This is a genomic window from Rhizobium sp. NPDC090279 (assembly GCF_044769665.1).
In the GTDB taxonomy this organism is placed as follows: Bacteria; Pseudomonadota; Alphaproteobacteria; order Rhizobiales; family Rhizobiaceae; genus Rhizobium.
The window spans coordinates 307,848-332,481 of sequence record NZ_JBIVYI010000001.1 but is presented as its reverse complement, the minus strand read 5'-3'; the positions used below and the strand labels follow the sequence as shown (position 1 = coordinate 332,481).

Sequence of the window (24,634 nt, the reverse complement as noted above, 5' to 3'; positions counted from 1 at the left end):
TGCCTGTCCATGTTCACAGGGCTTGTGACGACTTACATCTTTTCGGCGCCGAGCGCGAAGGTGTCGGCCAGCACACGGTAGACGTCGCTCTGTTCCATGTAACCGCGGAAGCCTTCGGCACCGGGGCCTGCCGCCTGCAGCACGATGTCGTCTACGGCGTGAACGCCGCTGTCTTCGTCCTTCGGAAGGTTGCCCTGTACGAAGACGGCGCCGGGCACGTCCTTATAGGCTTCGTTGGCTACATATTCCTTCTTCTCGTTCTGGATCGCCGGAACGAAAGGACCATCGAGCTTCGGACGGAAGGTCTCGTAGTGGTCAGGACCGTTGTTAGCGGCTATGAACAGGCGGCGGGAAACGTCGACGCGATCCGGATAGCCATCGCCATCCTTGTCCTCGTAGTTCGGGAAGCCGGCGGCCGCATAGGTGCCGACCTTCTCGCGCATTTCTGTGCCCGGCTTGTTGTCGTCAACCGTGCCGATGATCGAAACGCCATGCGTATGGTCACCGGTGACGACGATCAGCGTGTCCGGGTTCTTGGCCTGGAATTCGCGGGCAACGGCAACGGCCTTGTCGAACTCGATCGTGTCGACCAGAGCGCGATCCCAATCCAGCGGATGGCTCATCTTGTCGATCGATGCGGCCTCGACCATCAGGAAGAAGCCTTCCGGGTTCTTGGCGAGCTTGTCGAGCGCTACCTTGGTCATGTCGACCAGGCCCGGCTGGTTCGGGAATTTTTCGACGGTGCCTTTCTTGAGGAATTCGCGATCGAGCGTGACGTCGAGATTACCGGTGTGGAAGAGGCCGAGTAGCTTGTCCTGGTTCGAGCCGGCGGCTGCCGCCAGTTCGTTCTTGTCGGTGGCAACAGCGTAACCGGCATCCTTGAAGAGTGTGATGTAGTCCTTGTCATCCTTGCGCTTCGAGCCGGGCACGCTCTTGGCCAGGAAGTAGGCCGAGCCGCCGCCGAGCAGGACATCCGGCTTGACGTCGTACATCATGCCGACGATGTCGGCCTTGTCCGCACGCTTGCGCGTATGGGAGACCAGTGCGGCCGGCGTCGCATCCTCGACTTCGGAGGTGGTCACGATGCCGAGAGACTTCTTGCCGGTGCGGCGAAGCGCCTCGCCGATCGTTTCGACCTTCGGATCGTCGAGGCTCGCCGGCGTGCGGTCGGCATAGACGCCGAGTGCGTTCACGGCGGACTTGTGACCGGTCATGTAGGCCGACATAGTATTGGCGCTATCGGTCGCGATGGCAGAGGTCGAGGACGTGCCGATGAAAGCGACTGGCGGAATATCGTCCATGGCGAGGCGGCCATTGGCTTTGCCTTCCGTCATACCCTTGGACATGATGCGGGCGCCGGTGCGATGAGCAACGGAAAGGCCATCGCCGAGCAGGAAGATGATGTTCTTGGCCTTCGGCGTAGCCGACGTGGCGTAAACGTCCCAGTTGACCGACTTTTTCTCGTCGCCGGCCGAAACCTCGACCTTGTACTGGCCGGCCTTCGCGAGCTTGACGCCGCGCAGGATCAGAGCAGATCCGAGAACCTTGTCCTCGGCACCCTTTTCCTCGGCGACGAAATCAGCGGCCTTGCCGAAAACCGCGTCATAGCTTTCGCCGTTGACCGTGACCTTCACGTCTTCCGGCTTTACGACCTTGCTGAACTCCACCTTGAAATCGAAAGGCGAGCCCGCGAGCACCGTTGCCCGGTCCAGCGGATAGACGGTTGCAGCATTGGCGGCCCCACCCAATACGGTTGCCGACACCATAGAAAGAAGAAGTTTACGCATTTTATACCCCCTGCGTTGGTTGCTTCCCTCTCCCCACTTATAAAAGCCAGATGACAATCACGTAAAAAGGAGTCAACTTTCTGCAACCGTGAATTCAGAAGCGACAATCAATAAGGAAGCCTGATTGTATGTGCGACATCTAAAAAGGTGGCGCGAACACGGGTGGCGGCACGATCTTTTTCCGTTTCATTATGCCGAAGGGCGTCAAACGTCGCCGAACTCGATCGCGCAAGATATGGCCGGAAACTCCGTTAGCCAACTTGTAATTCTCATGAGAAATGGCAAGCTTGTACAAGCTTCGTGAGGATTTTGAGAGTTTTGCGCAATGGATGAACAGCTCGACAAATTGGATCTGCGACTGCTGGAGGAGCTCCAGAAGGACGGCAGATTGACGAACAACGAGCTCGGCGAGCGCATCGCGCTGTCTCCGTCGCAGTGCTCGCGCCGACGCACGAGGCTGGAGGCGGAAGGCTATATTCGCAGCTACCAGGCCAATCTCGACCGGCAGAAGCTGGGGCTGGACATGCTGGTGGTCATTTCCGTGACGCTTGCCACCCACAACAGGGACAATGCCCGCCGGTTTTCGCAGCTCATCAATGGTCTGCCGGAGGTGCTGGAAGCCTATGCGCTGACGGGCGAAATGGATTACCACCTGAAGGTAGCAACCCGCGGGCTCGCGGGCCTTTCGAGATTCGTCAACGACGTGCTGCTGCCGCACGAATCTGTACAGCATGTGAAGACGTCGATCGTGCTTGACACGCTCAAGACCTTCGAGGGATTTCCCGTACCGACTTCACACAGCTGGCACGGCGACCGGTAAACGGCTGCCTCGCCCGGTTCCAGATCTCCCAAAGGCCCGGTTCGGGTGGCTGCCGACGATAAAGCTGTGATTAGCGCAGTCCATCAAGGACAGAGGGCGGGTGAAGCACTTACTTTGCGGCTATGCTCGCTTCCGACAATTCGGAAGAGTATATCTCCAGCGAGGACGGGTTTGCATGACATATGTGGACGTACAGGCGCGGCACCTCGAAGGTTTTGTCGAGACACTTCTAAAGTGTAATCATCTCTATCACCCGAACAGCGACTCCATTGCTTTGCTCAATGCTGTCAATAGCCGGCGACAGATCGAGATATTCGATTATGGTCGCTCGGCCGATGCTTTCACCCGCGCGTTCGGAATGCGAAATTCTCTGAAGTGCCTGCGAGCGCTTTCCAGCCTCGGAGGGACTATCCACCAATATGAAAGGGTGTGCGATCTCGGCTGCGGCTCCGGCGCTTTCAGTCTCGCCTTTGCCTATCTGGCCGACAATCCCGATCTCGAGCTTCGAGGCCTGGACGCCTCGGAAAGTCAGCTTCTGCTGAGCCGGGAACTCATGTCGACTGCCGGACTTCCCGGGCGCTTTGCCTTCGAACGACGAAACCTGCCGGCGCAGATCGGCTATCTCCCCGATCTGACCATTGCCTCCTACTGGTTTTGTGAAAACGACTACGTGATTACCAATCCCGCATTGTTTGATCTCATGGTCGGCCGCGAGATGCTGATCGTCGACTATGAAAAGATCATCGAGCGCATTGCTATTTGCCTTCCAAGAGGATTCCGCATCTTGGCGCGAAACAGCGCCCTTGTCGAAATCCCCGTCGCACTTACCAATTTCGTCGCCCAGGAATGGGCAAGCGTCTACAGCATTCACATCAGCCGGACGGCAGATTAGACGGGCGCGCAAAATTGCCGCTCTTTCGCAAAGTGGTCGCGGGCCCCTTGAAACACAAACTGTCGCTTCCCAGCTATAGGCCAACCCGCTGGTCCGGGCCCCTCTGGTGAGAGCCGTCGGCGTTCTCGCGATGTCGGACCTTTCCGACACCGCGCCGACAGAGGTTTTCCGTCATGGAAACGTCTTTGCTCTTCGTCGAGTGGCTGGGAAAGCCGCTCTGGATGTGGGCGAGCTTCCTTGCGCTCGTCATTGCCATCCTCTCCTTCGATCTTGGCGTCCTGCATAAGGAAAACAAGGAAATCGGCGTCGGCGAGAGCATCAAGCTCTCCGTGCTCTATATCACGCTCGGTCTCGCCTTCGGCGGCTGGGTATGGTGGTATCTCGGCGCCGATTCCGGCCTTGCCTATATGACGGGCTTCGTCGTCGAAAAGACGCTGGCCCTCGACAATGTCTTCGTCATCGCCCTTATCTTCGCCTTCTTCGCCGTACCTCGCCTCTATCAGCACCGCGTGCTGTTCTGGGGCATTCTCGGCGTCATCGTGCTGCGCGCGATCATGATCGGCGTCGGCGCGACGCTGGTGGCCGAATTCTCCTGGCTTCTCTACGTCTTCGCGGCCTTCCTCATCATCACCGGCATCAAGATGCTGGTCGTGAAGGATACGGAACCGGACGTGTCGAAAAATCCGCTCGTCCGCTTCATGCGCAGCCGTTTCAACGTCACCGATCACCATCACGGCGAGCGCTTCTTCGTCAAGCAGCCGCATCCGCGGAACGGCAAGATGGTCTGGTTCATCACGCCGCTCTTCATGGCGCTCGTGCTGATCGAAGTGGCCGACGTGATCTTTGCCGTGGATTCGGTTCCCGCGATCTTCGCGATCACGACCGACCCGTTCATCGTCTACACGTCGAATATCTTCGCGATCCTGGGTCTGCGTGCCCTCTACTTTGCGCTGGCGGCGATGATTCACCGCTTCCAGTATCTGAAGCCGGCTCTCGCCATCGTGCTCGTCTTCATCGGTTCGAAGATCTTCGTCGCCGATATGCTCGGCCTGGAAAAATTCCCGGCTGCCCTCTCGCTGGGCATCACCTTCGCCATCATCGCAAGCGGCGTCGGCTGGAGCCTGCTGAAAACCCGCGACAAGGCCGAAAGCGCCTGACGCCGTGAGGTGCCCGCACTTTGTGGGCACCTCCCTCCCCCGCTTCAAACAGATTTCCGACAAGGTACAAATATGATCTCCAATCTCCTCGCAGCCCTTTTTGCAACCTTCGCCCTTGGTCCGCTTCAAGCCGAGATCGAGCGGCATGCCGTTGCTGCCGGCCAGCCGGTCGAGACCGTCAGGCAGTCGCAGGCATGTCTTTCGTCAGAGGTCCCGGCGCTGGCGAAACGCGCATCGGAAGACACGTTCTGGACGATCTCCACCGTCATCGGCCTGTCGACCGGCTGGAGCAGCCCCGCCGACCTGCTCGACAAGAGCAATCCGGCCTGCGCAACCGTCATCAAGCTCATCCAAGGAAAGGGCGAAGGTGCCGATGAAGCCTGAAGCTCTATCCAGGCAGACCGGTTCAGCAGCCGTGTCCGGTGAAATCGGATGACGCAACAGACAGCCGGCTCGGCTCGGCAAAATGACAGGGCATCCGCTCGCCTGCACGATCTCGCCAAGTTGGCCCATGAACAGGGCGGCATTTCCATCGGCGAGGTGCTCTCAGGCCTCGGGCATACCAGCATGGCCTTTACCATCCTCTTTCTCGCACTGCCCGCCCTGATCCCGATACCCGGACCATTCGGCGTCGTGTTCGGCAGTGCGCTCGCCCTGGTGGCGGTGCAGATCGCGGTGGGCCGCCGGTCGATATGGCTGCCGGCCTTTCTCAGCGGGCGCAGGCTTTCGCCCTCCGTCGTGGAACTCATCGTGCGTTACAGCGCGCCGATCCTCGCGAGGATCGAAGCCATCGTTCGCCCGGGCCGCCTGGCAATTTTCACCGGCGGCACCATGCAATGGCTTTTGTCCTTTCCGATCTTCCTGCTGGCGGTGGCCATTGTCCTGCCGATCCCGCTCGGCAACTATATGCCGGTCTTTGCTCTGGTTGCGATCTCGGTCGCCTTGATGGCAAGAGACGGATTGCTGATCCTGGCGGCGCTGTTCTTCTCCGCGCTGGCTTTCGTCGCGACGGCCGGTCTCATTCAGGTGGCCTTTGCCGGTTTGAATGCAATCGGCGCGTGAGCGCGCCATGGGATAAGGAGGCGCGCTGTGATTTCGCTTTGCGGCCAGTTGCCGCGCCTGCCCGCAAGAGCATTTCAGGCCTTGCCAACGACGGCAGGCCTGCCATCTATGCCCAAGGCGCACCGGCAAGCCATAAGGTTTCGGCTCGTAAAATCAGTCCGCGCGGAGGATTCCATCGCATGCCATCAAAGTCCCCGTCTTTCGTCCGCATGATCGCCCTCGGCAGTTCAGTCGCCATTGCGCTCGGCGCGCAGACGACGATGGCGCAGGAGATGTCGGCTGCCTCTCAGTGGCCCGATACGCCGACGTCGCGTCTCGAGGCGCTCGCGATCCTGCAGACCTTGAATGCCGATCTCCTCAGCAATGCCAGCGCCACGCTGACGCTCGACCGCTGGTGCGCCGCGCACAGGCTGGCGCCGGAAGGCGCGAAGATCGTTGCCCAGCGCGTACGCGGTCAGGACAAGCCGGCCGATGCTTCCATCCGGAAACTGCTGGCGGTCGGGCCTGACGAACCCGTCGCCTATCGCCGTGTTCGCCTCGCCTGCGGCGATCGCATCCTGTCGGAGGCGGATAACTGGTACGTGCCGGCAAAGCTCACAACCGAGATGAACACGGCGCTCGATACCAGCGATGTCGCCTTCGGCCGCGCCGTTCAGGCCTTGAATTTCACTCGCACGAACCTCTCGGCAAAACTGCTTTGGTCCCCTCTCCCGCAAGGATGGGAAACAGGCGCCGCTCTGCCGCCATCCGGAAGCGAGCCTCTCACGCTGCCTTCGTTTCTCCTCGAACATCATGCCGTGCTGAAACTGCCCGATGGCACACCCTTCAGCGCATTGATCGAAAGCTATACAAGCCGCGTGCTGGACTTTCCGGCCCCGTATCTGCCTTCGCAATAGGTAGTACGAAAAGCTTTTCTCGACTTCGCGACACAGGAAAAAACCAGCTTCACACAAGTCACCCTCGCTATCGTACCGACATCAGCAACGTGCGAGGAACCAATGAGCATCTTTGGTAGCATGAAAACGGCAGTTTCCGGCATGAACGCGCAGGCAAATAAGCTTAGCACGGTGTCGGACAACATCGCGAACGTCAACACAACGGGTTACAAGTCGGCGAGCACCAGCTTTTCGTCGTTGATCCTGCCTTCGGGCGGCGGCAACTACAATTCCGGCAGCGTCGAGACGAATGTCAGCTATTCGGTGACGCAGCAGGGCGACGCCATCTCCACCAACTCGGGCACCGACCTGTCGATCCGTGGCGCCGGCTTCTTCGTCGTGCAGGCCGCCGATGGTTCGACGGTTCTGACGCGCGCCGGCGATTTCACTCCGGATGCCAACGGCAATCTCGTCAATTCCGCCGGCTATACGCTGATGGGTTATTCCTACGCATCGGGTGCTCCCGCCGTCGTCGTCAACGGCTTTGACGGCCTCGTGCCGATCAATGTCAACCAGAGTGGCCTTGCCAACTCACCCTCGACGTCGGGCAGCTTTACCGGCAACCTGAATTCGGCTGCGACAGTTGCGACTAGCGGGCTGCCAAGCACCGCCTACACGGGCACGGGTGGCACGGGTGCGGCAGCTACGACCGATACCCAGAAGAGCTCGGTCGTAGCCTACGACAAGCTCGGCAACACCGTCATGTATGATATCTATTATACTAAGACGGCTGATGCCAAGCCTGCTGATAACACCACCACCCCAGTGACCCCCGCGACGTCAGGCACATGGGAAGTCGCTGTATACCGCAATGCCGATGCGAACACGTCCGGCAGCGGCTCATCCTTCCCGTATTCGTCCGCCCCTGTTGCCACCAGCACGCTGACATTCGATACAAGCGGGAATATGGCAAGCGGTGGCAACTTTACCATCACCGACCCAACGACGGCCGGCTCGATCACGATGGATCTGACCAAGATGACCCAGAAAGCATCGGCTTTCGCCTCCACTGGCTCGACCAATGGACAGGCGGCAGCCGCGGTCACAGGCGTCACCATCGACAAGAACGGCGTCGTCTACGCCAACTATGAGAAAGGCGATCCGAAGGCGATCTATCAGATCCCGTTGGCGACCGTTGCAAGCCCGGACAAGCTGACACTTATGAGCGGCAACGTCTATCAGGCCAATGCCGATTCCGGCGTGACCATCACGAGCTTCGCCAACAGCAACGGCCTCGGCTACATCCAGTCGAACTCGCTCGAAGCCTCGAACGTCGACCTCGCCGGTCAGCTCACTGACATGATCCAGGCGCAGAAGAGCTACACCGCCAACTCCAAGGTCTTCCAGACAGGTTCCGACCTCCTGGACGTTCTGGTCAATCTGCAGCGCTAAGTTTCGCTTCGATCTATCACAAGGGCCCTTCGGGGCCCTTTTCTGTTTCCAGGGCCGCAACGGGGACAAAGCGCCATTTGCAGACATGACCTCGAGTCAATACATTCGTTCCAAGAGCTTCCCAGACAGATTTCAGCAAAGGATAGTTTCATGGCGCGACTTCATACCGGAGGATGCCGGTGCGGCGCGATTAGGTTCGAGGCTTCGTCAGAGCCGTTCTACACCAGCTACTGCCATTGCGGCGATTGCCGCAGAGCATCCGGCGCGCCGGTTGCGGCATTCGTGGGCTTCCTGACGCAGGACGTGAATTTTCAGGGCACTGAGGGGACGACTTGCGGTCAGTATCCCGTCAAGCGAAGCTTTTGCCCAACCTGCGGAGCGCCGATTGCCTACAGGGACGCCCGCATCGACCATCAGATATTCCTGACGCTGGGCGCGATGGATCATCCGGAATTCTACGCGCCAGTTATCCATGCCTATGTGAGCGAGCAACTGCCGTTCTTTCATTTGGAAGACGGCTTGCCCCGCTCGCAGAAACACACCGCACCGCGACCCGATGACGCGACATAGGCGCATGCAGGGTTTTCTCCGCGCCCTGATTGCCTGAAGTCCGCCATATTTGCGCCGTGATCGCTGAGGAATGCTGACGTGAAACGCGGGTGGAAAAAATCGGCGGTAGACGAACAATGATCCGTGGCTGCCAGGATTTCCCGCCCCTGTTAGGGTCTCGTTCAGCAAAGCAGCGCACTACTATGATTTCTGGATCTGAGTGCAAGGCAGCCGGGCTTGTGGGGCAGGCAGGTTGTCGACGTCGCTTCTGCCGGTAGCGGCGCGTGCGGACCTGGAACATTTGATAGGAGAACTAATTCCGTGCGGTTGAGATATGCCCTTCGAAGCGTCACCCAGATGCTCAGCCTTTGCTCCCTCGCCCTCGTTATTCCCGCAACATCGCAATCCCTGGCAGCGGCACGGCAGCCGGATATTCCGGCCTGGCTCGGAGCCTATGTCGGTACCGGTGATGGGCAGATTGCCCAGCCGATCCTGCAAAGAGCCCGCGCGCTCTACATGCGAAAAGTGAGCGAAGGCACGGTGAGGAATCCCTGCTATTTCGCCATGGACGCGACCCGCCCGAACACCCCGAATGATGGTTCGTCGGCGGGACGCTTCTATATTGTCTGCGAGGCGACGCAGACGTTTCGCGTCGTTTCATCGGGCCACGGCAGCGGCCGCGATCTCAAAGGCGTTGTCGATTTCGGCAATGGGCGCATGTGCGCCAAGAACTTCGGCAACGCGATGGACTCGAACCTGACGACGGGCGGCTCCTACGTGACGGAAGAGACGAAGACCACCTTCAAGGGATACTACCATCTCTCCCAGACCAAGGAGACCGCCTACCTTCGCACGTTCCTGCAGTTCGACGGTGAGGGCGAGACCGCCAATGCGCGGCAACGGGCGATCGGCGGACATGCCGCTGCCAAGGTTGCCGGCATATGCATGAAGAAGGACCCGCAGAGCCCCTATGCCAACCGCGATGGATATGTTCCGCTCGGAAAGCTGGTGGAATATGCCGGCGGCCGCAGTGACGGCTGCACAAGCTGGTCCGCCTCGGACGCCAATCAGATCATCTCCATGGTGAAGGATAATCCGACAACGCTCTACATCTATCCGGAGTCCTCGGACATCAAGGCGATCGCCAAAACTGTCGCAGCCGGACGCGCTCCGGCCCAATCCGGATTGTATTGGAACGACTCCTGCCTGAAGGAGATCGGGACACCTAAATTCTGGCCGAAGGAAACTCTCGAGCCCATCATCGTCCAATATAAGAAGGACCATCCGGCACCGCCTGCGCGGCCGATACCGATCTGCGACCAGCAGTGACAGGGCTGAGTGCCAAACCCGGGAATTAGGTAAGCAGCGGTCAAGATCGTCGCTGCGCCTGTTTATGCTGGCTGCGGATACGTTTCTCTTACCGCTGGCGGCAGAGCGGCCGTTCTCTATTCCTGCCTGTGGATACAACAGCACTAGTCTGAGAGCTCAGACGCGAAAACATATGGACATTTGCCGGCAAAAACGGCATAAAAACCTGGTATCGGCGGGTGGCAAGAGCCCTTACCATTGTTCATTTGGTCGCTCAGGCTGAATTTAACGCACTCTCTAGTCGATTGATTTCATTAAAATAAAATCCCAATCAGAAGCTATCTCTCTTTTTGCTGCCGTCAGCTCTGCATGAGGTCGCGCGCTACCATTCGCGAGAACGAAAACTATCGTCGACGCGCCTAGGCGACCTTCAACAAGTCTGCCAATCGTTCAGCGCCGCGGATTGAGGGCGGACGCGGAACTGGATATCAAATTATTCGCATTGATAATGGAACCAGCTAGGCCACCTTTCGCGCTGTTGTGGTGGTGTTTGCCCGCAGGAGGCTCATGAGCATGGGTCCGATCGCAAACTCGCCCTTTTTCGTTCGGCGCGTTAGATTGCGAAGATAGCCGCCGGCAGAATTGATGTGTGGAGCGCGCTGGAGGATGCAGGCGACCACGGTGGCGGCATTTTCCGTTCCCATGATCCCACAGGCCTCCTGATAGGCGCCTGGGCTGATATCAAGCATTGATCTAACGATGATCGAGGCGGAGAGCAGGTCACGCCAGTTGCTGACCCTGCCTGCTGGTCCATAGGCCGAAATATCAGGGCAAGCGCGCAGAACGAGATCCAACGGGAAGGATTTCAGTTCCGCCTGAACTTCCCTGGCCATCGCGGAGCTTGGGCTGGTGGATGAGAAGGATGCCGGTCCAGGGCTTTTGGGAGATATTATCGCTTCGACACCTGCTGGAGTGGTCCGAGGTACAGTCGCATCGTCAGATGATGTTTTCTGCTGTTCTGCCCCGGTTTCAGATTCAATTTGAGATTCGGAGTCTGAATTCTGTATGTGCCGCTCATTTTGATAGGGATTGCCGCTTAGTTTCGAGACTTTTACATGTGTTTCCAATCGGTTGATGATCTCGTTATGCAGGCGGCTGAGCTTGTCCAGGAGCGTTTCAAGCTCAGTCGCGCTGGGAGACCGCTGGACACCATCGATCAGCGCGCGGAAACCGATATAAACGGTTTCCCAGGGGCCTTGGACTGCTTCGGCAAGCGCAGTTTCGATCAGCTTGGCGATATCGCGTCTGTGCAGGCTGATGCGCTCGCGTAGGCTCTGGACGTGGAGGCGCTCAGCAGCGATATGGGCGGCGAGATGTTCGATCTCCTCCGCTCGCGCAAGAAGAGGCGCCAAGGAGAAGCCATAGGCCTCACTGAGGTCCCCTGCCCTGCTTCGGCGGACATAACGCTTGCCGTTGGGGCTATCCCTGCGCACCAGAAGACCGGCAGCGATCAACGCGGCCAGATGGCGGCGAATGGTCTGCTCGGCCATCCCATGGGCGCGCAAGGACAATTGCGCGTTCGAGGGAAATACGATCAGGTTGGCATCATCCGATAGCTCGCTCTTCGGATAGAAGCTCAGGAGCGCATTGAGAACTGCAAGGGCACGATCCGTCACGCCGAGAAGAGGCTTGGCTTCGCAGAGCGCACGATAGATTTTCCATTTGTCGACGGATCTGATGGGCTTGTCATGTTCAGCTCGTCTCTGAGCCATCAACATGGCAAGCGTCATCGACCGCCGCCCAAAAGGCGTCGTCACATATTCGGCTTCCATTTTTCTTTCACCTACGTTGTGGCAAAAGAAATCTGCTCACCAAAACGGCGTCAAAGACTCTTGACTGTGATTCGGGGAAATGCGATTCTCGATTTGCTTAAGATCAGAGAAGGGCTTCCACGACGACGTCGTTTGGGGGCCTTTTTCTTTTGCTGGTTACGTTTCCTTTCCTTGATTAAACTCGTTGAAGAGAGATTGCAGTCTCTCTTGCACGAACTCGTCGAAACCGGGCGCAGCCTTGCTGTCGAAAACAAAAGTGGCGCGCGCCGGCGTTCGCTTAAGGGTCACCGGAATTCCGGTTATGGATGAGGCGGCAGCGGCAGGTTTTGCGGATGCCGGCTTGCCTATTGCCAGAATGAGAGCACGCTGAAAGCGTTCATCGCTCGGCATCGTCCGGTAGTTGTCCGCGGACAACTCGGCGATGATCGGTTCGGGCGCCGCACTCTCAAGACGCTCTCCCAGTTCCAGCCAGCGCCTGCGGCCGATTTCGGGAGCTGGACCGATGGCGCTGATGAGGGGTAGAGGCACCTGCCTCGTGACGATCAACATCTTGGAGAGCGCCGCCTTATCCACGCCAAGTGCTGCCATGATGATATCGCGACCGAAGCCGCGCTGCTCGAGACGCAATCCAAACAAGGCCCGTTCGATATAGGACAGATTGGTGCGCGCGCTGTTTTCCTGACCCTGGCTGACCACCAGCTGGTCGTCCGTGAGCTGACGCACCACGGCCCGCACCTTGATGCCAAGTTCCTTTGTCGCTGCCAAACGGCGATGGCCGTAGGCAACCTGGAAACGCCCCTTGGACTCCGGATGCGGGCGTACGAGGATCGGGACCTGCTGGCCGTGTTCACGTATCTGTTCGACGAGCTGGCCGAGTTCGACCGGATCTATTTCAAGACGGTCAGTGACAAAGGACCCATCGACGAGATCGGGATCGATGTCGACGACGGTTTGCCCTTCGGCGAGCTGCCGTTCGAGGTCGCTGGCGCGCTCCATCTTCTCCGTGATGTTGCCGAGCGTCCTTGTAATGCCGCCCACGGGACCTGCGCCTCGCGCCTGCGGCAGGAAGCCGGCGATCGGACGATTGTCCTTTGTTGCGGGCGCATCTGTACGCGCCGTGCTCGGCGCCGAGATTTCAAGGAGATTTTTGCGCGCCATCTATCTATTTCCTTCCCCAGGTCAGGCGGAGATGCGTCTCGATCTCGCTGTTGACGAGATTGAGCGAATCCAGAGCGCGGTCGTAGGTGCCCCTGGTGAACTGGGCACGGTCGACCTCGTAAAGGGTTTGCTTGGTCACACCGGCATCGGCTACGGCCGTTGATTTGACCATGGCATTCTGCAGCATGCGATTGCCGAAGATTGCCCGCATGAAGCCGGTCATCTGGCTTTGCGGCCCGTCGTTGGGCTCGAAACGTGTAACGAGATAGCGCATCCAGTCGTAGCTGGTACGCCCACCCGCATTCTCGACCACGGACATGAGTTCGCTCGTCATGGTGAGAAACTGCGACATCGACATGACGTCAAGCATCTGCGGATGAACGGTAATGAGGATCGACGTTGCGGCGCAGAGCGCCGACATCGTCAGGAAGCCGAGCTGCGGCGGGCAGTCGATGACAACGACATCGTAGAAGCTCTCGATCTCGGTCAGCACCTCGCCAATGCGCGCAAAGAACATCGTTTCGGCGCGGCCGGCCGCCATTGCGCGCGGGGTCTCGTGCTCGAACTCCATGAGTTCGAGATTCCCGGGGATCAGATGCAGGTTCGGCGTGTAGGTCGAACGAACGATATCGGCAATTGGCCGCGGTGCTTCATAGCGAATGGCGCCATAGAGCGTTTCGTTTTCGCCGACATCGAGTTCGGGCTGATGGCCGAAGAGAGCAGACAAGGAAGCCTGCGGATCGAGATCGATGGCGAGCACGCGATAGCCCCTCAGCGCCAGATATTGCGCGAGGTGGGCAGCGGTGGTGGTCTTGCCCGAGCCGCCCTTGAAATTCATGACGGAGACGATCTGGAGTTTCTCGGACCCTCTGCGCCAGGGCACATATTTGGGTGTGCCGTTGCGTTCGTCGAGAACCTTGCGGATGCGGTCCATGTCTTCGGCGGCGTAAAGCCGGCGACCGTTGGAAAGAGGGTCCGGCCCATGGCCTTCGGCCGCGATCTGGCGAAGATAGCCCTCGCCTATGCCGATGAAGGCAGCAGCTTCGGCCGGTGAAAACATCCGCATTGTTTTCTGTGACTGAGGCGGGAAGATCTTTGCCTGATGTTGCTGGAGCTGATAAGACAATTCCTGCGCATCTGTCGCCAGAAGCGTTGGAAGGTGCTCTTGATCTTCTTGTAGCACAAGACTCGGCTGCATGGTTGTTTTTCCCGATTAACTGCGCAATTGTGACGGAATGCTACTGAACTACGCAGTTACAATATGCTCCGATTCGTGTCCGTTTTACAAATGCTTAGATAAAAGGCAGTTTTTGGCGCGTTTTTGTGCGTCAACAGGTTCTGGCTGTGCTTGATCGAGCATCACTTTACTATCGCGACGATTTACTTCAGGCCGACTTGAGCAGTGATTCGCAAGGGTGAGATTCCAGCCCTGGGCAGAGTAGTCCGCGGACAACACGCGCCGCGAAGTGACACGAGAGGGATGATCGCATCATGAGGCTGTTGCGCCGCGAATGGACGTGGGCTGGCCTGTAGTCCGCGGACTACAGGAATATGTTGCGAACATTCCCTGTCGATATTCGGAACCGGGGCGCATTCGTCCTTGGCAAGGATAACGGTCGATCAGGGGCAGGGTGTGGCCGGCAATTGCCTTTGGCCGGATTGTCGCAATTTCATGGCAATGGGCATGCGAAGCGGCGAGGCTGCCGAAAGATGCGCCTCTGGCGCATCAGCGGGCGGCGCGATCGGAGCGTCTGCCGAGGAGGGAGGCTCGGATGAGTTCTGCTTTGTTCAATGCCGGCGGCGGGGTCGGCTCTTCGCGTTGAACGGTCGCCTTGGCCTGCGTCTGGCGCAGCGTGATCAGGCGCTGCTGTGCGGCAAGCCTATCTTCGTCTGAGAGAGGTTCGACTGGATTGCCGGCGAGATCATGCCGCATCGAGCCGGGTTGGGCGCAGGCGTGGTAGTATCGCTTGGAATGGAGAAACGCGCTCGTGGAGCGACGAAGCGACATGACCGGCACGTCAGGCTTCAGGAGCGGGCGGATCTCATTCCAGAGACCAAGTGCAAAAGGACGGATCGGGTCGCCGGCCTTGGCGGGCAGGATGTCGATGGGGCGAAGTAAGAGCGTGTTGATCGCAGCCGCCTTCTTGACATCGAGCTCGGTTGCCACGATCGGCTCGCGATTGGTCGTCCGGGGTTCTTCCATGAAATCGTTCCTCTGCGTGCAATTCCATTACGGATTGATTGTGAAGTGATTTTGACGGGATGGCAAAGAAATCCGCCCCTGCTCATTCGCCCTCACGCCAAGCCGACGTTCATATATGAGGTGGCGCATCCTGCAGCAAGTTTTGGTTAACGAGATTTTCATGGTTGGGCGGATAGCTTTCGCACGGCCGCGAGAGGTAAAGTGTACGCGGCGCATCTTCCCTCAATCTCCAGTTCGTAGCAAGCTGCCGGCGAAAATGTCGCAGGGCTTGAGCCTCGCCTGTACCGATTGTCCGCGGTCGATGTCGGTAGCCATTCGCAGTCGGCATCGCTGATCCGGCGTTGCCGTATCAGCCGCATCCGCCATCCGTCGAGCTGGGAAGACCTGTTCCCGATCGAACGATGCCGGAGGTGGAGCGGGGAAAGTCATGGCACGCTCTCGGCAGTCGGACCGAGGCTGGTCGCTTCAAAGCTGTCGAAGGGCAGGGGCCGCAGCGGCAAGGTTCGTTCAGGCCGGATCTATCCGCGGGGCTATAGGAAGGAACCATCGGGTCAGAGAGGGCGACACGCCCCACTCTCCATTTATGCCGTCAAGCAAAGCCGCGACCGCCTGGCGCACCGAGACGAGGCGGCTCGATATAAAGGGAGGGCATCTCGGTAGGTTGGAGCAAGTTCCGCGGCGCGCGATACGCTCTTTCGTCGTGATGAAAAATCTGGAGACAACTGTCATCGGCGGCTTGGCTAGCGGCGGCCGTGGCGATACATACAGCGGCATGGTCGAGAGAATCCAAATTCGAATGGCTCATTTTCATCTGGAGAAATATCAGTGAATATAGCTGCATCCTTGTCACTGGGCGTCGTTGTTTCGCTCACGCTCGGCTCGAACGCATTGGCTTTCGACAACTCGTCCTTCTTCGATGCTGCACTTTGCAAGCCGCCCTATTCGACCGCCACTGCGACAGAGATGTATGACGAGGCCGAAAAGCTCGCGAAGGCGGATACTTCGCTCATGACGGCCGCTGTTTATAAAATGTCCGCGGACTTCGGCAGACAAGGTTTCAAGACGCGTGAAATCGTCTTCGCCGGCACGAGCTTCGGCATCCTGGTCGAGGGCCTGCGGGCCGATGATCTGGCCAAGACCTATCACCTGACGTCGGATGGCCTTGGCAATCTCTTCGGCACCGCGACAAAGTCGTATGGACGCGCCTTGTCCAAGGGCGAGCAGCCTGCGGCCGAGATGGGAGTGGTGTCCGTGGTAGCCCGCGAATCTGCGGCCTTTCCGGGTAAGACACTACTGGCCTGCGAGTTCGTCTCGCATGAAGACCTCGAAGCCATGAAGAGCCTGCAATCGCTGCCGAAGTAACGCGCTCGCGCGCAACGTTGTTCTTTCTGCGGTGATTGGGAAGCACGCGGCGTGCGCACCTGCTGCAGAAGGGGAGGCCAGGGGCCTCGCTCTCTGCCCTGGGACGACTGCCAGGCCAATATTCTACATTCCTAACCTCGGTATCATCCGAGGCTGATCGCGGATATAGCTATGGGTGGCGGAAGCAAAGTGCCGGATAGCTTCGACTAGACGAAGCGTTAACCATGATCTCAAGCTATTGCGGAACCCGCTGTTTGACCTCCTCGGGTCGTAACAGGGGTAACGGGGGCTGATCTGGAGGCAGTGCTGAAGCGCTGGGCAATTGTGCCGTCGATGCTCCTCTATCATAATCGGCTGCGGAGCATAAGGCGCCAATGAGACCGGAAACGCGAAGCGGCACAGTGCACGAGATCGACTTCGAGGGGCTCGACGAAGCTGCGCTTATGGCGCCGCACGAACGGATCGTCGAGCGGCTGCATTTTCTGCATCAGCAAAGAACGACGGCTGCTCTCCAAGAGAGTAAAATCGGCAGCGAGGTGACCGTCGAAAGCCCAGATGGAAGAACAATCAGAGGCAAAGCCCGTTCGAATTTCTCCGTCCACCGTCGGACGGTCTGATGTGAAACGATTACACCGCGAGCAGCCAACATGTCCTCGACCATCTGCAGGCTAAGAGGAAAACGGAAATGAAGCCAGACAGCGTAGGCAATGATCTCGGCAGAAAGCGATGGTGGCGATAGAGCGGGTCACGATCGATCATGGCCCGTCATCTCATATCGAATCCACGCTTCGTTGAGTTGACTGCCTTCGAGACCATTGACCATTAAAGCGCCATTAGAGAGCAGTCTGCTCATTGTTAATTCCTCAGCGGCGCCCGTTTCTGGCGGGAATTTGCGCTGTTGCCTCGATCATCGTTGGGGAATTTGAGGCGGAAGGGCTTTATAACAAACAGGGTCGCCATTTCAGCTCCCTTCAAGAGCAGCCGACCATGATCCCACTGTGAACTTATTCGGAAAGCCAGGCCCGCTTCGTCCTACAAGGCAGCTCTTACGATTGGCGAACCGTAAGCCCGAATGCGGGCACGACGGCGAACTGCTCTTGCCGCGCCAGTTCACAAGACCGCCTTCCGATCGTATGGACTCGCTTTTCCTTGATGAGATTGAGCTAGCGCACTGATAGTCATCCGCCATCAGGTTGCGGAAAGTGTCTTTGTTATCCGCTGCAGCAGCTGAACCCCGGAATGGGTAAGACAGATGTTGAGCCCGACAATGGCTGCCAAACGCGTGAAGAACCCGACGGTGGATGCGTTGAAGTCCCAAAAGTCCATCGTGATCCGCATCAGCAGCTTGTCTGTGACGCCGAGGTCAATCCAGCTCTTTATGCCGTAAATGACAAGTGCCAACGCCAGCACCCTCAGAACCAGTGTACGGGTCGGGCTGCCGGGATTGATCCCGAACAGGCGCCTGATAGCGAGCATAACCACGGACCAGCGAAAGCCGATGTGAAGGGAGACAATCACCAGTAGCCAATAGGCCGCGGCGATATGGATCTGCTTCGCGGTGAACCCACCATTGATAGGCAGGAAATCGAACACCAAGCGTGAGATCATCACGCTGGTGACGAAGAGGGTCACGACAGCGGCAATCAGGACCATGTTGAGGATGATGTAGGTCACTGCTTTGGTCTGGCGCGGTGTCTGGGAGAAGGCTGCCCACCAGTGGCGATTGAAGACGTTATGTATTGCGATCAGCAGAAACAGACCCGTTCCAGCGAGCTCATGCACCGTGTTGCCCAGCCAGTAATAGGCAAGTGCCAGCAGGAGCAGGCTGGTGGCGGTAACGTCGATTGCCAGGCGCAGAAGGAAGACGCGGTTCATGACGTCAGTTTACCGGCATGCCGTTGAATGCCTGAATCTCGCCGTGAGTGAACAGAAAATCGCTGTCGCTAGCGCCTTGATGACAGGACTGGCAGCGATTGGTGTTCTCCGCCATATTGACCGAACGATCGGCCCAGAACCACTGGAACTGCCAGTCTCCTGTGCGCCGGCTTTCGTCGTAGTCGGTACCCCAGTTCGCACCTTTTTCCATGACGAAATAGCGGTAAAGTTTACCGTCGCGGTAGTCGATCAATACGAACTGACTGCCGTTCGGGATGGGCTTGCCGGCCTTGATCAGATCGATGACGCTCTGTGTGGTCTTGATGTGGGTGACGGAGTTGCCGCGCTCACGGCCGGTATAGTGAACCAGGTTATCGAGATTGTCGGGAAACCTCACCCGGTTGGTTTCGGCCTCAACCTGAAAGGCTAGGATCGTGACAGCGCAGATTATCACGGCGGCAAGCACCGTGCGTGAAAGAAAGGATTTCATCGCATAGTCCTAAAGAAGAAGCTGTTGGATTGCTGAAGCGGGGAGGGGCAAGGCCGATTGCTGATCGGCCTTCCGGCTCGCTGATTTTATCCGCGCGTGTCTTCAAGCGTCCGCCTGTAGAAGGGCGTGAGCTTGCTCATAGCGGCGTTCACATATTCAGGGACCCAATAGGTCTCGATGTGCGTGGCGCCATCGATCTTGAACAATTCTTTGTCGCTAGTACCCGTTGCCTTGGCGAAGGCGTCCTCGGTCATGTAGAGGCTGTCGGCCTTGCTGCCGGCGATCATCAGCAGCGGTTTGTTGATGAGTTCAATCTGGTCCGTGGCATCGAAGCGCATCAGGTCCAGCAGGCTGCTCAGCGTGTAGCGCGCGGAGGAGCCCGGGTGCGCATTGGTCCTTTGGTAATATTCGGCGCCCTGGCGGTACATTTCGAACGGCAGCTTGGCGATCTGCTCATCGGTGAGCGGAGTGTCGTTGGCGTAGATAATCTTGCCGCTGGCCTCCTGGGCGCGTGCGTCGGAAGCCTGCTGCAGGCGTTCCTGAATGCTGCTCAGCTGTGAATCCTCAAAACCGTTGCGGCGTACCCGACCGGAATTGAACATGCTCAAGGTAGCAATAGCCTGAAAGCGCTTGCCGGTCTTGGCGGCCGCCAGCGAATATCCGCCGCCGCCGCAGATGCCCAGCAATCCGAGGCGAGACGCATCAACGCCGGCATAGTGGGTGATATAATCAGCCATTCCGCTGATGTCTTCGATGCGGTTGGCCGGCTTGTCGACGTTTCGGGGTTCGCCACCGCTGGCACCCTGGTAGGCGGCATCCGCCGCAATAGTCAAATAGCCTTGCTCGGCCAGACGTTGTGCGTAAAGTCCGGCGGTCTGTTCCTTGACGCCACCGTTCGGGTGGGCCACGACGATTGCGGGATAGGACTGGCCTGGATCGTAGCCGGGCGGTGTGTAGACGTTTGCCGCGATTTCCAAGCCGTTCAGCATATACTTGACGGGATGGATGTTGACTTTGCCTGCTACATTCTCGGTGATGGCGCCGTCATAGGTAAGAGTGAACGGATTTTTCCGATAGTCGGCTGCGCCGACTTCGCCGGCGGCCAGGGCGACAACTGCCGCGAGGGCGAGAGGCTTGAGTTTGGTGATATTCAACTCGGTGCTCCTTGCTTGTTCATTTGCTCGTCGGACCGCGCGTCATCTCGTCAGAAGTCACAGTGATACGGCTCCAGACCGGCGGCGGCTTTGACTTCGACGGGGTTGTTGTCCTTGGGAGGGAGGACCAGCCGACATCCGGAAGTGTAGGCTGATGCAGACTTAGCCATTAGTGAGCTGAATGCGATAGGGTTTATACTTTTGAATCACGAATGTCCCGCAGGCAGGGCTTTATCGATCAATTACAAAGAGATGGAAGAACAGCACGTCCCATAAGAGGCCTGTTCACACCGATATAAACTAAAGGTGATGGAATTAACTGCGATAACGCAGTGCATCGATCAGGAGCGAGAATGCCGGTGAGGCTAAGCGTCTGCTCGGATAGTAAAGATGATATCCAGGAAATGGCGGCGACCAGTCCTCGAGCACGGGCACGAGCCTTCCTTCACGGATCAACGGCAGCAAGTAATCGTCCGGCAAGCACGCCAGGCCCAAGCCGTCCAGCGCCGCATCAATGATCATCGGGACGTCGTTGCAGATGAACTGGCCCTCCACACGCACATTCAACGGCTTTCCGTCTTTTTCGAACTCCCAGACATATAGACCGCCAACGGTCGTCAGCCTCAGATTAATGCAGCGGTGCTGCGTCAGCTCGTGGGGTGTTATTGGCTTCGGGTGCCGTACGAAATAGCCCGGAGAGGCGACGACGAGCATTCGCATTTCCGGTCCGATCTTGAGTGCGATCATATCCTTTTCAATATGCTCGCCGAGCCGAACCCCGGCGTCGAAACGCTCGTTCACGAGATCGGCAAACCGGTTGTCGACGGAGATCTCGATGTTGATATCGGGGTAGGATTGCATCAGTCGCTTGACGGCGGGCATGAGAATGCTGTCTGCCGCATGCCGGATCGAAGTGATGCGGATCGTACCCCCCGGCGCGTGACGCATGGCGCCAAGCGCGTCCAGCCGGTTGCGGATATCGTTGAAGGCGGGTCTGAGCGTTTCGACCAGTTGCTCTCCGGCTTCGGTCGGGACGACGGTTCGCGTGGTACGCGTCAGGAGGCGAATCCCCATGCGGTCCTCCAGCCGGCGCACGGAATGGCTAAGCGACGATTGCGACGTGCCAATGAGCGCGGCTGCCCGCGTAAAGCTACGCTCTTCCGCTACCGTCAGAAAAGCCACCAGATCGCCCAGTTCGTCCCGTCTCATTCATGAATTTCCAGTATAGGTGTTTTCAGATCTTAGCATCTGGTCGAGCCAATCAGCCAGTAGTATTTTTTTCTCAGTGTCAAGCACTCCTCGGTGAGGAACGATCCCGTGCGAGCGAAGCCCCCGGGCCGCACACCATGCAGACGTTGTCAGGCCCGTAACGCTAGGTTCGTGCGCAAGCGCAGCCTCCAAGTTAATGGATAGGAAAATGGCTCAGAATATCAAAGACAAAGTCGTCGTCATCGCCGGCGCCAGCAGCGGTCTCGGCGCCGAGACGGCACGCCAGCTCGTCAAGGAAGGCGCGCGCGTCGTGCTCGGCGCGCGGCGTATCGACCGGCTCAAGGAACTTGCCGCGGAGCTGTCGCTCAGTGACGAGGCTGTTTTCCAGGTCGATGTCACCGACCGCAACCAGGTAAAGGCGTTCGTCAATCATGCGGTCGCCGTTCGCGGACGGATTGATGTGCTACTCAACAACGCCGGCCTTATGCCGCATTCCCCGCTTGAACGACTTAAGATTGACGACTGGGAACGCATGATCGACGTCAATCTCAAGGGCGTGCTTTTCGGCATCGCCGCCGCCCTGCCGCACATGCAGAACCAGAAGAGCGGCCATATTATCAATACGTCGTCTGTCGCGGGCCACCAGGTGCGTCCGGGCGGTGTGGTCTATTCCGCCACCAAGCACGCCGTCCGCGTCATCTCGGAAGGTCTGCGCCAGGAGGTAAAACCTTACAATATCCGCAGCACGATCATTTCGCCGGGCGCCGTCAAAACGGAACTTGCCGATCACATCAGCGAGCCTGATATCGCCAAGGGCATCAAGGATTTCTACGAAAACTATGCCGTTCCTGCCGACAGCTTTGCCCGCTGCGTGATGTTCGCGATCAGCCAGCCGGAGGATGTAGATATCAACGAGATCCTGTTCCGCCCCACGGCGCAGCAGCTCTGATGGAACGGTGCCGGCACCCGTAAGCCGGCCCTTTCATGAATGGAAAACATAGGTCTTTTCGGTTTGAGGAGCCTAATCCAGTGACAGGTCTTTGCCTATCTCGGTTCCACCGTCATCGTGCCAATCAGGAGAACCATTGTGAAGAATCTTGCCGCCAGCATCGCCATTTCGGCCTTCGCAACAACCGGCGCTGAAGCCCAGCAGAACCCGCGCGTGGCGCCGCCGGCCGTCTATGAGGTGGCGCCGGGTCTCGGCCATTTCACCGATGATGTCCTGTTCGGAGAATTCTGGAAGCGCAACGATCTGACCCCGCGCGACCGCAGCCTGGTGACGATCTCGGTACTGATTTCGACGGGCAAGGGGCATGTGCTCGTCAACCATGTGAAGCGCGCCCTGGAGAACGGTGTCAAACCTGAGGAGATCGGGGAAGTCATCACGCATCTGGCCTTTTATTCCGGATGGCCCAATGCCATGTCGGCGGTGGCCGAAGTGAAAAAGGCTTTTGACGAGCTTAAGATTGCACCCGTTGCAGACAGTGAGGCGGAGCGCATTCAGTTGGACCCAGCTGGCGAAACGGCTCGCAGCGCCTCCGTTGATGCCAACGTAGCACCGATTGCCCCGGCGCTTGCCGATCTCACCAACCGCGTGCTGTTTGATGATCTCTGGCAGAGGCCGAACCTGTCGGCCCGGGACCGGAGCCTGGTGACAATGGCGGCACTGGTCGCGATGGGCCAGCCTGATCAACTGGTGTTTCACGCGAACCGCGCCCTGGACAATGGCCTCACACCTGCGGAGGCGGCTGAGGCCGTTACCCATGTCGGATTTTATGCGGGCTGGCCTCGGGCCATGTCGGCAGTCGCGCCCCTGAAAGCCGTCCTGGAATCCCGTCAGGCCTCGGCCGGCACAGCATCCGGCAACAGCGACATCAAGATCGTCCGGCGCGGCAGCCAGCCCGTGACTGGGCCGATGGAGCGCTTTACCGGCAAAGTGCAGGTATCGGGCGCCTACAAGGGCGAAGGTGCCGCACGCATCGGCGGCGCGACGGTTTCCTTTGAGGCGGGTGCTCACACCGCCTGGCACACACATCCTCTGGGCCAGACGCTCTTCGTTGTTTCCGGCCGCGGTTGGGTTCAGAAGGAAGGCGGCCCGGTCGAGGTCATGGAGCCCGGCGATGTCGTCTGGATTCCGCCGATGGTCAAACACTGGCATGGTGCTTCGTCCGCTGAGGCGATGGTTCATTTTGCGGTATCCGAAGCCCTTGACGGCAGCACGGTGACCTGGATGGAGAAGGTCTCGCCCGAAACCTATAAGAGAGGTGAGGAAGCCGCGATCCGCCCCTGATGGGATCTCAAGACCAGGGCATGGTCGGCGCCCAGTAGTATCCCAGCCAGCCGGTCTTCTTTTCGAACGCATTGGCGATCGAGCCTTCCATTCCGGCGGCGGACCCGGTTTCGACCAGATCGAAGCCCTTTTCCTTCGCGCCGAGCGCCCTGTAGAGATTGCTGGTGACGATTTCACAATTCCACCCCGAAGGACAGTTCATGATGCCGCCGTGCGAGGGGTTCTCGGGGGCGGGAAACAGTTCGGGATGCTTCAGCGCCTCCTGCACGGTGGTCATTTCTGGATGAGCATCGGCGATGAACTTGGGAATCCACCAGCCTTCGACGCCGCCGTCGCTCAGGATCGGGGCGAGTTCAATGAGGCGGCCTTCCTTGACCGCTGCGTCCAGCGGAGCACGAACCGCATTGATCCAAAGTTCCGGAGCCACATCCGGCTCGGCCTTCTCGTTCATCGATGTGAAGGTAGGCATCGTATCGCCGGTGACAAGCGACACGTGGCAGCCGTAGCCGTTTTCCAGGATGATCTTGTCCACGTGGGCGGCAACGCCTGCCGATCCCCAGTTCATTTCGGCAATGGAGACGTTGCCGCCTAGAGGGTAATGAATTCCGGGTTATCCGGCATTCATTTAGCAACCGTATGACGTTGACGCTTTCGCATCACGGTGCCCATAAAATGAGCCACGAAGCCGATGAACGGCGATATCGTGGAGGATGTCGCCGATTTTGGAACGTGTGCGCTAGTCCGCGTGGATTGAGGGCTTGAAGTCAGGGCGGTGACTCGCCTGATGAACGACTTGGCGTCAAACCTCTTTGGGGTGTCATCTCGCCGATGATCGACCGCAAGATCAAAAAAGACCTCGATGTTGACGACGGGGATTGTCTGGATGTGCCGAACGAGATCGATGTTGGGGCGCGTGGTGACCGCCAGCACATAATCACAGGAGCACATTGCTGCATGCAATTGGGAGAGGGTCTGCACGGACGTTGCTTGATATCCGCTCTGCCTCAAATTGGCGGCAACGAACTCGGCGGCTACCGCCGGCAGAAAGACGATGGTCTTGAGTGGGGCGTGTGGCATTGCTGCTCTCCATGTGCATGACATGGCGACCACTACCACATGGCTCCATGGCACGGTGTTCAGTCTTGTTGAGATTTATGAC

Annotated in this window: 23 protein-coding genes and 2 pseudogenes; 13 read left to right on the top strand and 12 right to left on the bottom strand. The window is 58.5% G+C overall.

The window, feature by feature from the left end; all coding sequences use genetic code 11:
• Positions 1-32 precede the first annotated feature (32 nt).
• Positions 33-1,787, bottom strand: coding sequence for an alkaline phosphatase (locus ACIQWP_RS01550; RefSeq protein WP_402781294.1), 1,755 nt, complete (start codon positions 1,785-1,787; stop codon positions 33-35).
• Between the two features lie 325 nt (positions 1,788-2,112).
• Between ACIQWP_RS01550 and ACIQWP_RS01545 the strand changes: the two genes are divergently transcribed.
• From ACIQWP_RS01545 to ACIQWP_RS01505, 9 genes are all read left to right on the top strand, one after another.
• Positions 2,113-2,607: an Lrp/AsnC family transcriptional regulator gene (locus ACIQWP_RS01545; RefSeq protein ID WP_402781291.1), complete on the top strand. Its 495-nt coding sequence runs from the start codon at positions 2,113-2,115 to the stop codon at positions 2,605-2,607.
• Positions 2,608-2,782: 175 nt separating this feature from the next.
• Complete coding sequence (locus ACIQWP_RS01540) at positions 2,783-3,499, top strand: SAM-dependent methyltransferase (RefSeq protein WP_402781288.1); 717 nt, start codon at positions 2,783-2,785, stop codon at positions 3,497-3,499.
• A 173-nt stretch (positions 3,500-3,672) separates the two neighbouring features.
• Positions 3,673-4,656, top strand: a complete 984-nt coding sequence (locus ACIQWP_RS01535; RefSeq protein WP_402781285.1) for a TerC family protein — start codon at positions 3,673-3,675, stop codon at positions 4,654-4,656.
• A 72-nt stretch (positions 4,657-4,728) separates the two neighbouring features.
• Complete coding sequence (locus ACIQWP_RS01530; protein WP_402781282.1) at positions 4,729-5,040, top strand: hypothetical protein; 312 nt, start codon at positions 4,729-4,731, stop codon at positions 5,038-5,040.
• 48 nt (positions 5,041-5,088) lie between these two features.
• Positions 5,089-5,718: an exopolysaccharide biosynthesis protein gene (locus ACIQWP_RS01525; RefSeq protein ID WP_402781279.1), complete on the top strand. Its 630-nt coding sequence runs from the start codon at positions 5,089-5,091 to the stop codon at positions 5,716-5,718.
• A gap of 179 nt (positions 5,719-5,897) precedes the next feature.
• Positions 5,898-6,614: a hypothetical protein gene (locus tag ACIQWP_RS01520; RefSeq protein ID WP_402781276.1), complete on the top strand. Its 717-nt coding sequence runs from the start codon at positions 5,898-5,900 to the stop codon at positions 6,612-6,614.
• A gap of 102 nt (positions 6,615-6,716) precedes the next feature.
• The gene (locus ACIQWP_RS01515) at positions 6,717-8,045 is read left to right on the top strand and encodes a flagellar hook protein FlgE (RefSeq protein WP_402781273.1); all 1,329 of its coding nucleotides are present in this window, start codon (positions 6,717-6,719) and stop codon (positions 8,043-8,045) included.
• Positions 8,046-8,195: 150 nt separating this feature from the next.
• Entirely contained in the window at positions 8,196-8,615 is a 420-nt protein-coding gene (locus ACIQWP_RS01510; protein ID WP_402781270.1) for a GFA family protein, read from the top strand.
• Positions 8,616-8,915: 300 nt separating this feature from the next.
• Positions 8,916-9,923, top strand: coding sequence for a hypothetical protein (locus ACIQWP_RS01505; protein WP_402781267.1), 1,008 nt, complete (start codon positions 8,916-8,918; stop codon positions 9,921-9,923).
• Between the two features lie 497 nt (positions 9,924-10,420).
• Here the strand turns inward: ACIQWP_RS01505 and repC are convergent, their stop codons facing one another.
• The 4 genes from repC to ACIQWP_RS01485 form a co-directional block, all read right to left on the bottom strand.
• Positions 10,421-11,734: a plasmid replication protein RepC gene (repC, locus tag ACIQWP_RS01500; RefSeq protein ID WP_402781264.1), complete on the bottom strand. Its 1,314-nt coding sequence runs from the start codon at positions 11,732-11,734 to the stop codon at positions 10,421-10,423.
• Between the two features lie 156 nt (positions 11,735-11,890).
• Positions 11,891-12,892, bottom strand: coding sequence for a plasmid partitioning protein RepB (repB, locus tag ACIQWP_RS01495; protein WP_402781261.1), 1,002 nt, complete (start codon positions 12,890-12,892; stop codon positions 11,891-11,893).
• Between the two features lie 4 nt (positions 12,893-12,896).
• Positions 12,897-14,090 carry a plasmid partitioning protein RepA gene (gene repA, locus ACIQWP_RS01490; protein ID WP_402781258.1) on the bottom strand — a complete coding sequence of 398 codons (1,194 nt, stop codon included), beginning with the start codon at positions 14,088-14,090 and terminating at the stop codon, positions 12,897-12,899.
• Between the two features lie 528 nt (positions 14,091-14,618).
• On the bottom strand, positions 14,619-15,095 hold the full coding sequence (locus tag ACIQWP_RS01485) for a ProQ/FINO family protein (protein ID WP_402781255.1): 477 nt from the start codon (positions 15,093-15,095) through the stop codon (positions 14,619-14,621).
• Between the two features lie 825 nt (positions 15,096-15,920).
• On the opposite strand from ACIQWP_RS01485, the gene ACIQWP_RS01480 reads away from it, so the two are divergent.
• Positions 15,921-16,457 carry a hypothetical protein gene (locus ACIQWP_RS01480; RefSeq protein WP_402781252.1) on the top strand — a complete coding sequence of 179 codons (537 nt, stop codon included), beginning with the start codon at positions 15,921-15,923 and terminating at the stop codon, positions 16,455-16,457.
• Between the two features lie 401 nt (positions 16,458-16,858).
• Entirely contained in the window at positions 16,859-17,074 is a 216-nt protein-coding gene (locus tag ACIQWP_RS01475; RefSeq protein ID WP_402782742.1) for a hypothetical protein, read from the top strand.
• Here ACIQWP_RS01475 and ACIQWP_RS01470 read toward each other — a convergent pair.
• From ACIQWP_RS01470 to ACIQWP_RS01450, 5 genes and pseudogenes are all read right to left on the bottom strand, one after another.
• Positions 17,044-17,216 (bottom strand): annotated as a pseudogene (locus ACIQWP_RS01470) (IS6 family transposase); the annotation flags it as partial. The gene ACIQWP_RS01475 and the pseudogene ACIQWP_RS01470 sit on opposite strands and share 31 nt — an antisense overlap.
• 429 nt (positions 17,217-17,645) lie before the next feature.
• Positions 17,646-18,332: a DUF4405 domain-containing protein gene (locus ACIQWP_RS01465; RefSeq protein WP_402781249.1), complete on the bottom strand. Its 687-nt coding sequence runs from the start codon at positions 18,330-18,332 to the stop codon at positions 17,646-17,648.
• A gap of 4 nt (positions 18,333-18,336) precedes the next feature.
• Entirely contained in the window at positions 18,337-18,822 is a 486-nt protein-coding gene (locus tag ACIQWP_RS01460; RefSeq protein ID WP_402781246.1) for a cytochrome P460 family protein, read from the bottom strand.
• A gap of 86 nt (positions 18,823-18,908) precedes the next feature.
• Positions 18,909-19,970, bottom strand: coding sequence for an alpha/beta hydrolase (locus ACIQWP_RS01455; RefSeq protein WP_402782698.1), 1,062 nt, complete (start codon positions 19,968-19,970; stop codon positions 18,909-18,911).
• A gap of 321 nt (positions 19,971-20,291) precedes the next feature.
• A complete protein-coding gene (locus tag ACIQWP_RS01450) occupies positions 20,292-21,185 on the bottom strand; it encodes a LysR family transcriptional regulator (protein ID WP_402781243.1) in 894 nt (297 codons plus the stop codon).
• Positions 21,186-21,393: 208 nt separating this feature from the next.
• Between ACIQWP_RS01450 and ACIQWP_RS01445 the strand changes: the two genes are divergently transcribed.
• The gene (locus ACIQWP_RS01445; protein WP_402781240.1) at positions 21,394-22,134 is read left to right on the top strand and encodes an SDR family oxidoreductase; all 741 of its coding nucleotides are present in this window, start codon (positions 21,394-21,396) and stop codon (positions 22,132-22,134) included.
• Between the two features lie 138 nt (positions 22,135-22,272).
• Complete coding sequence (locus ACIQWP_RS01440; RefSeq protein WP_402781237.1) at positions 22,273-23,475, top strand: carboxymuconolactone decarboxylase family protein; 1,203 nt, start codon at positions 22,273-22,275, stop codon at positions 23,473-23,475.
• A gap of 22 nt (positions 23,476-23,497) precedes the next feature.
• On the opposite strand, the pseudogene ACIQWP_RS01435 reads toward ACIQWP_RS01440, so the two are convergent.
• Both ACIQWP_RS01435 and ACIQWP_RS01430 read right to left on the bottom strand, forming a co-directional pair.
• Positions 23,498-24,079, bottom strand: a pseudogene (locus ACIQWP_RS01435) (glycine betaine ABC transporter substrate-binding protein); the annotation flags it as partial.
• A 17-nt stretch (positions 24,080-24,096) separates the two neighbouring features.
• The gene (locus ACIQWP_RS01430) at positions 24,097-24,552 is read right to left on the bottom strand and encodes a hypothetical protein (RefSeq protein ID WP_402781234.1); all 456 of its coding nucleotides are present in this window, start codon (positions 24,550-24,552) and stop codon (positions 24,097-24,099) included.
• Positions 24,553-24,634 lie beyond the last annotated feature (82 nt).

Coding starts and splice junctions, on each gene's coding strand:
- ACIQWP_RS01550 (WP_402781294.1), bottom strand. CDS start 1,787: ATGCGTAAACTTCTTCTTTCTATGGTGTCGGCAACCGTATTGGGTGGG.
- ACIQWP_RS01545 (WP_402781291.1), top strand. CDS start 2,113: ATGGATGAACAGCTCGACAAATTGGATCTGCGACTGCTGGAGGAGCTC.
- ACIQWP_RS01540 (WP_402781288.1), top strand. CDS start 2,783: ATGACATATGTGGACGTACAGGCGCGGCACCTCGAAGGTTTTGTCGAG.
- ACIQWP_RS01535 (WP_402781285.1), top strand. CDS start 3,673: ATGGAAACGTCTTTGCTCTTCGTCGAGTGGCTGGGAAAGCCGCTCTGG.
- ACIQWP_RS01530 (WP_402781282.1), top strand. CDS start 4,729: ATGATCTCCAATCTCCTCGCAGCCCTTTTTGCAACCTTCGCCCTTGGT.
- ACIQWP_RS01525 (WP_402781279.1), top strand. CDS start 5,089: ATGACGCAACAGACAGCCGGCTCGGCTCGGCAAAATGACAGGGCATCC.
- ACIQWP_RS01520 (WP_402781276.1), top strand. CDS start 5,898: ATGCCATCAAAGTCCCCGTCTTTCGTCCGCATGATCGCCCTCGGCAGT.
- ACIQWP_RS01515 (WP_402781273.1), top strand. CDS start 6,717: ATGAGCATCTTTGGTAGCATGAAAACGGCAGTTTCCGGCATGAACGCG.
- ACIQWP_RS01510 (WP_402781270.1), top strand. CDS start 8,196: ATGGCGCGACTTCATACCGGAGGATGCCGGTGCGGCGCGATTAGGTTC.
- repC (WP_402781264.1), bottom strand. CDS start 11,734: ATGGAAGCCGAATATGTGACGACGCCTTTTGGGCGGCGGTCGATGACG.
- repB (WP_402781261.1), bottom strand. CDS start 12,892: ATGGCGCGCAAAAATCTCCTTGAAATCTCGGCGCCGAGCACGGCGCGT.
- repA (WP_402781258.1), bottom strand. CDS start 14,090: ATGCAGCCGAGTCTTGTGCTACAAGAAGATCAAGAGCACCTTCCAACG.
- ACIQWP_RS01485 (WP_402781255.1), bottom strand. CDS start 15,095: ATGGAAGAACCCCGGACGACCAATCGCGAGCCGATCGTGGCAACCGAG.
- ACIQWP_RS01465 (WP_402781249.1), bottom strand. CDS start 18,332: ATGAACCGCGTCTTCCTTCTGCGCCTGGCAATCGACGTTACCGCCACC.
- ACIQWP_RS01460 (WP_402781246.1), bottom strand. CDS start 18,822: ATGAAATCCTTTCTTTCACGCACGGTGCTTGCCGCCGTGATAATCTGC.
- ACIQWP_RS01450 (WP_402781243.1), bottom strand. CDS start 21,185: ATGAGACGGGACGAACTGGGCGATCTGGTGGCTTTTCTGACGGTAGCG.
- ACIQWP_RS01445 (WP_402781240.1), top strand. CDS start 21,394: ATGGCTCAGAATATCAAAGACAAAGTCGTCGTCATCGCCGGCGCCAGC.
- ACIQWP_RS01430 (WP_402781234.1), bottom strand. CDS start 24,552: ATGCCACACGCCCCACTCAAGACCATCGTCTTTCTGCCGGCGGTAGCC.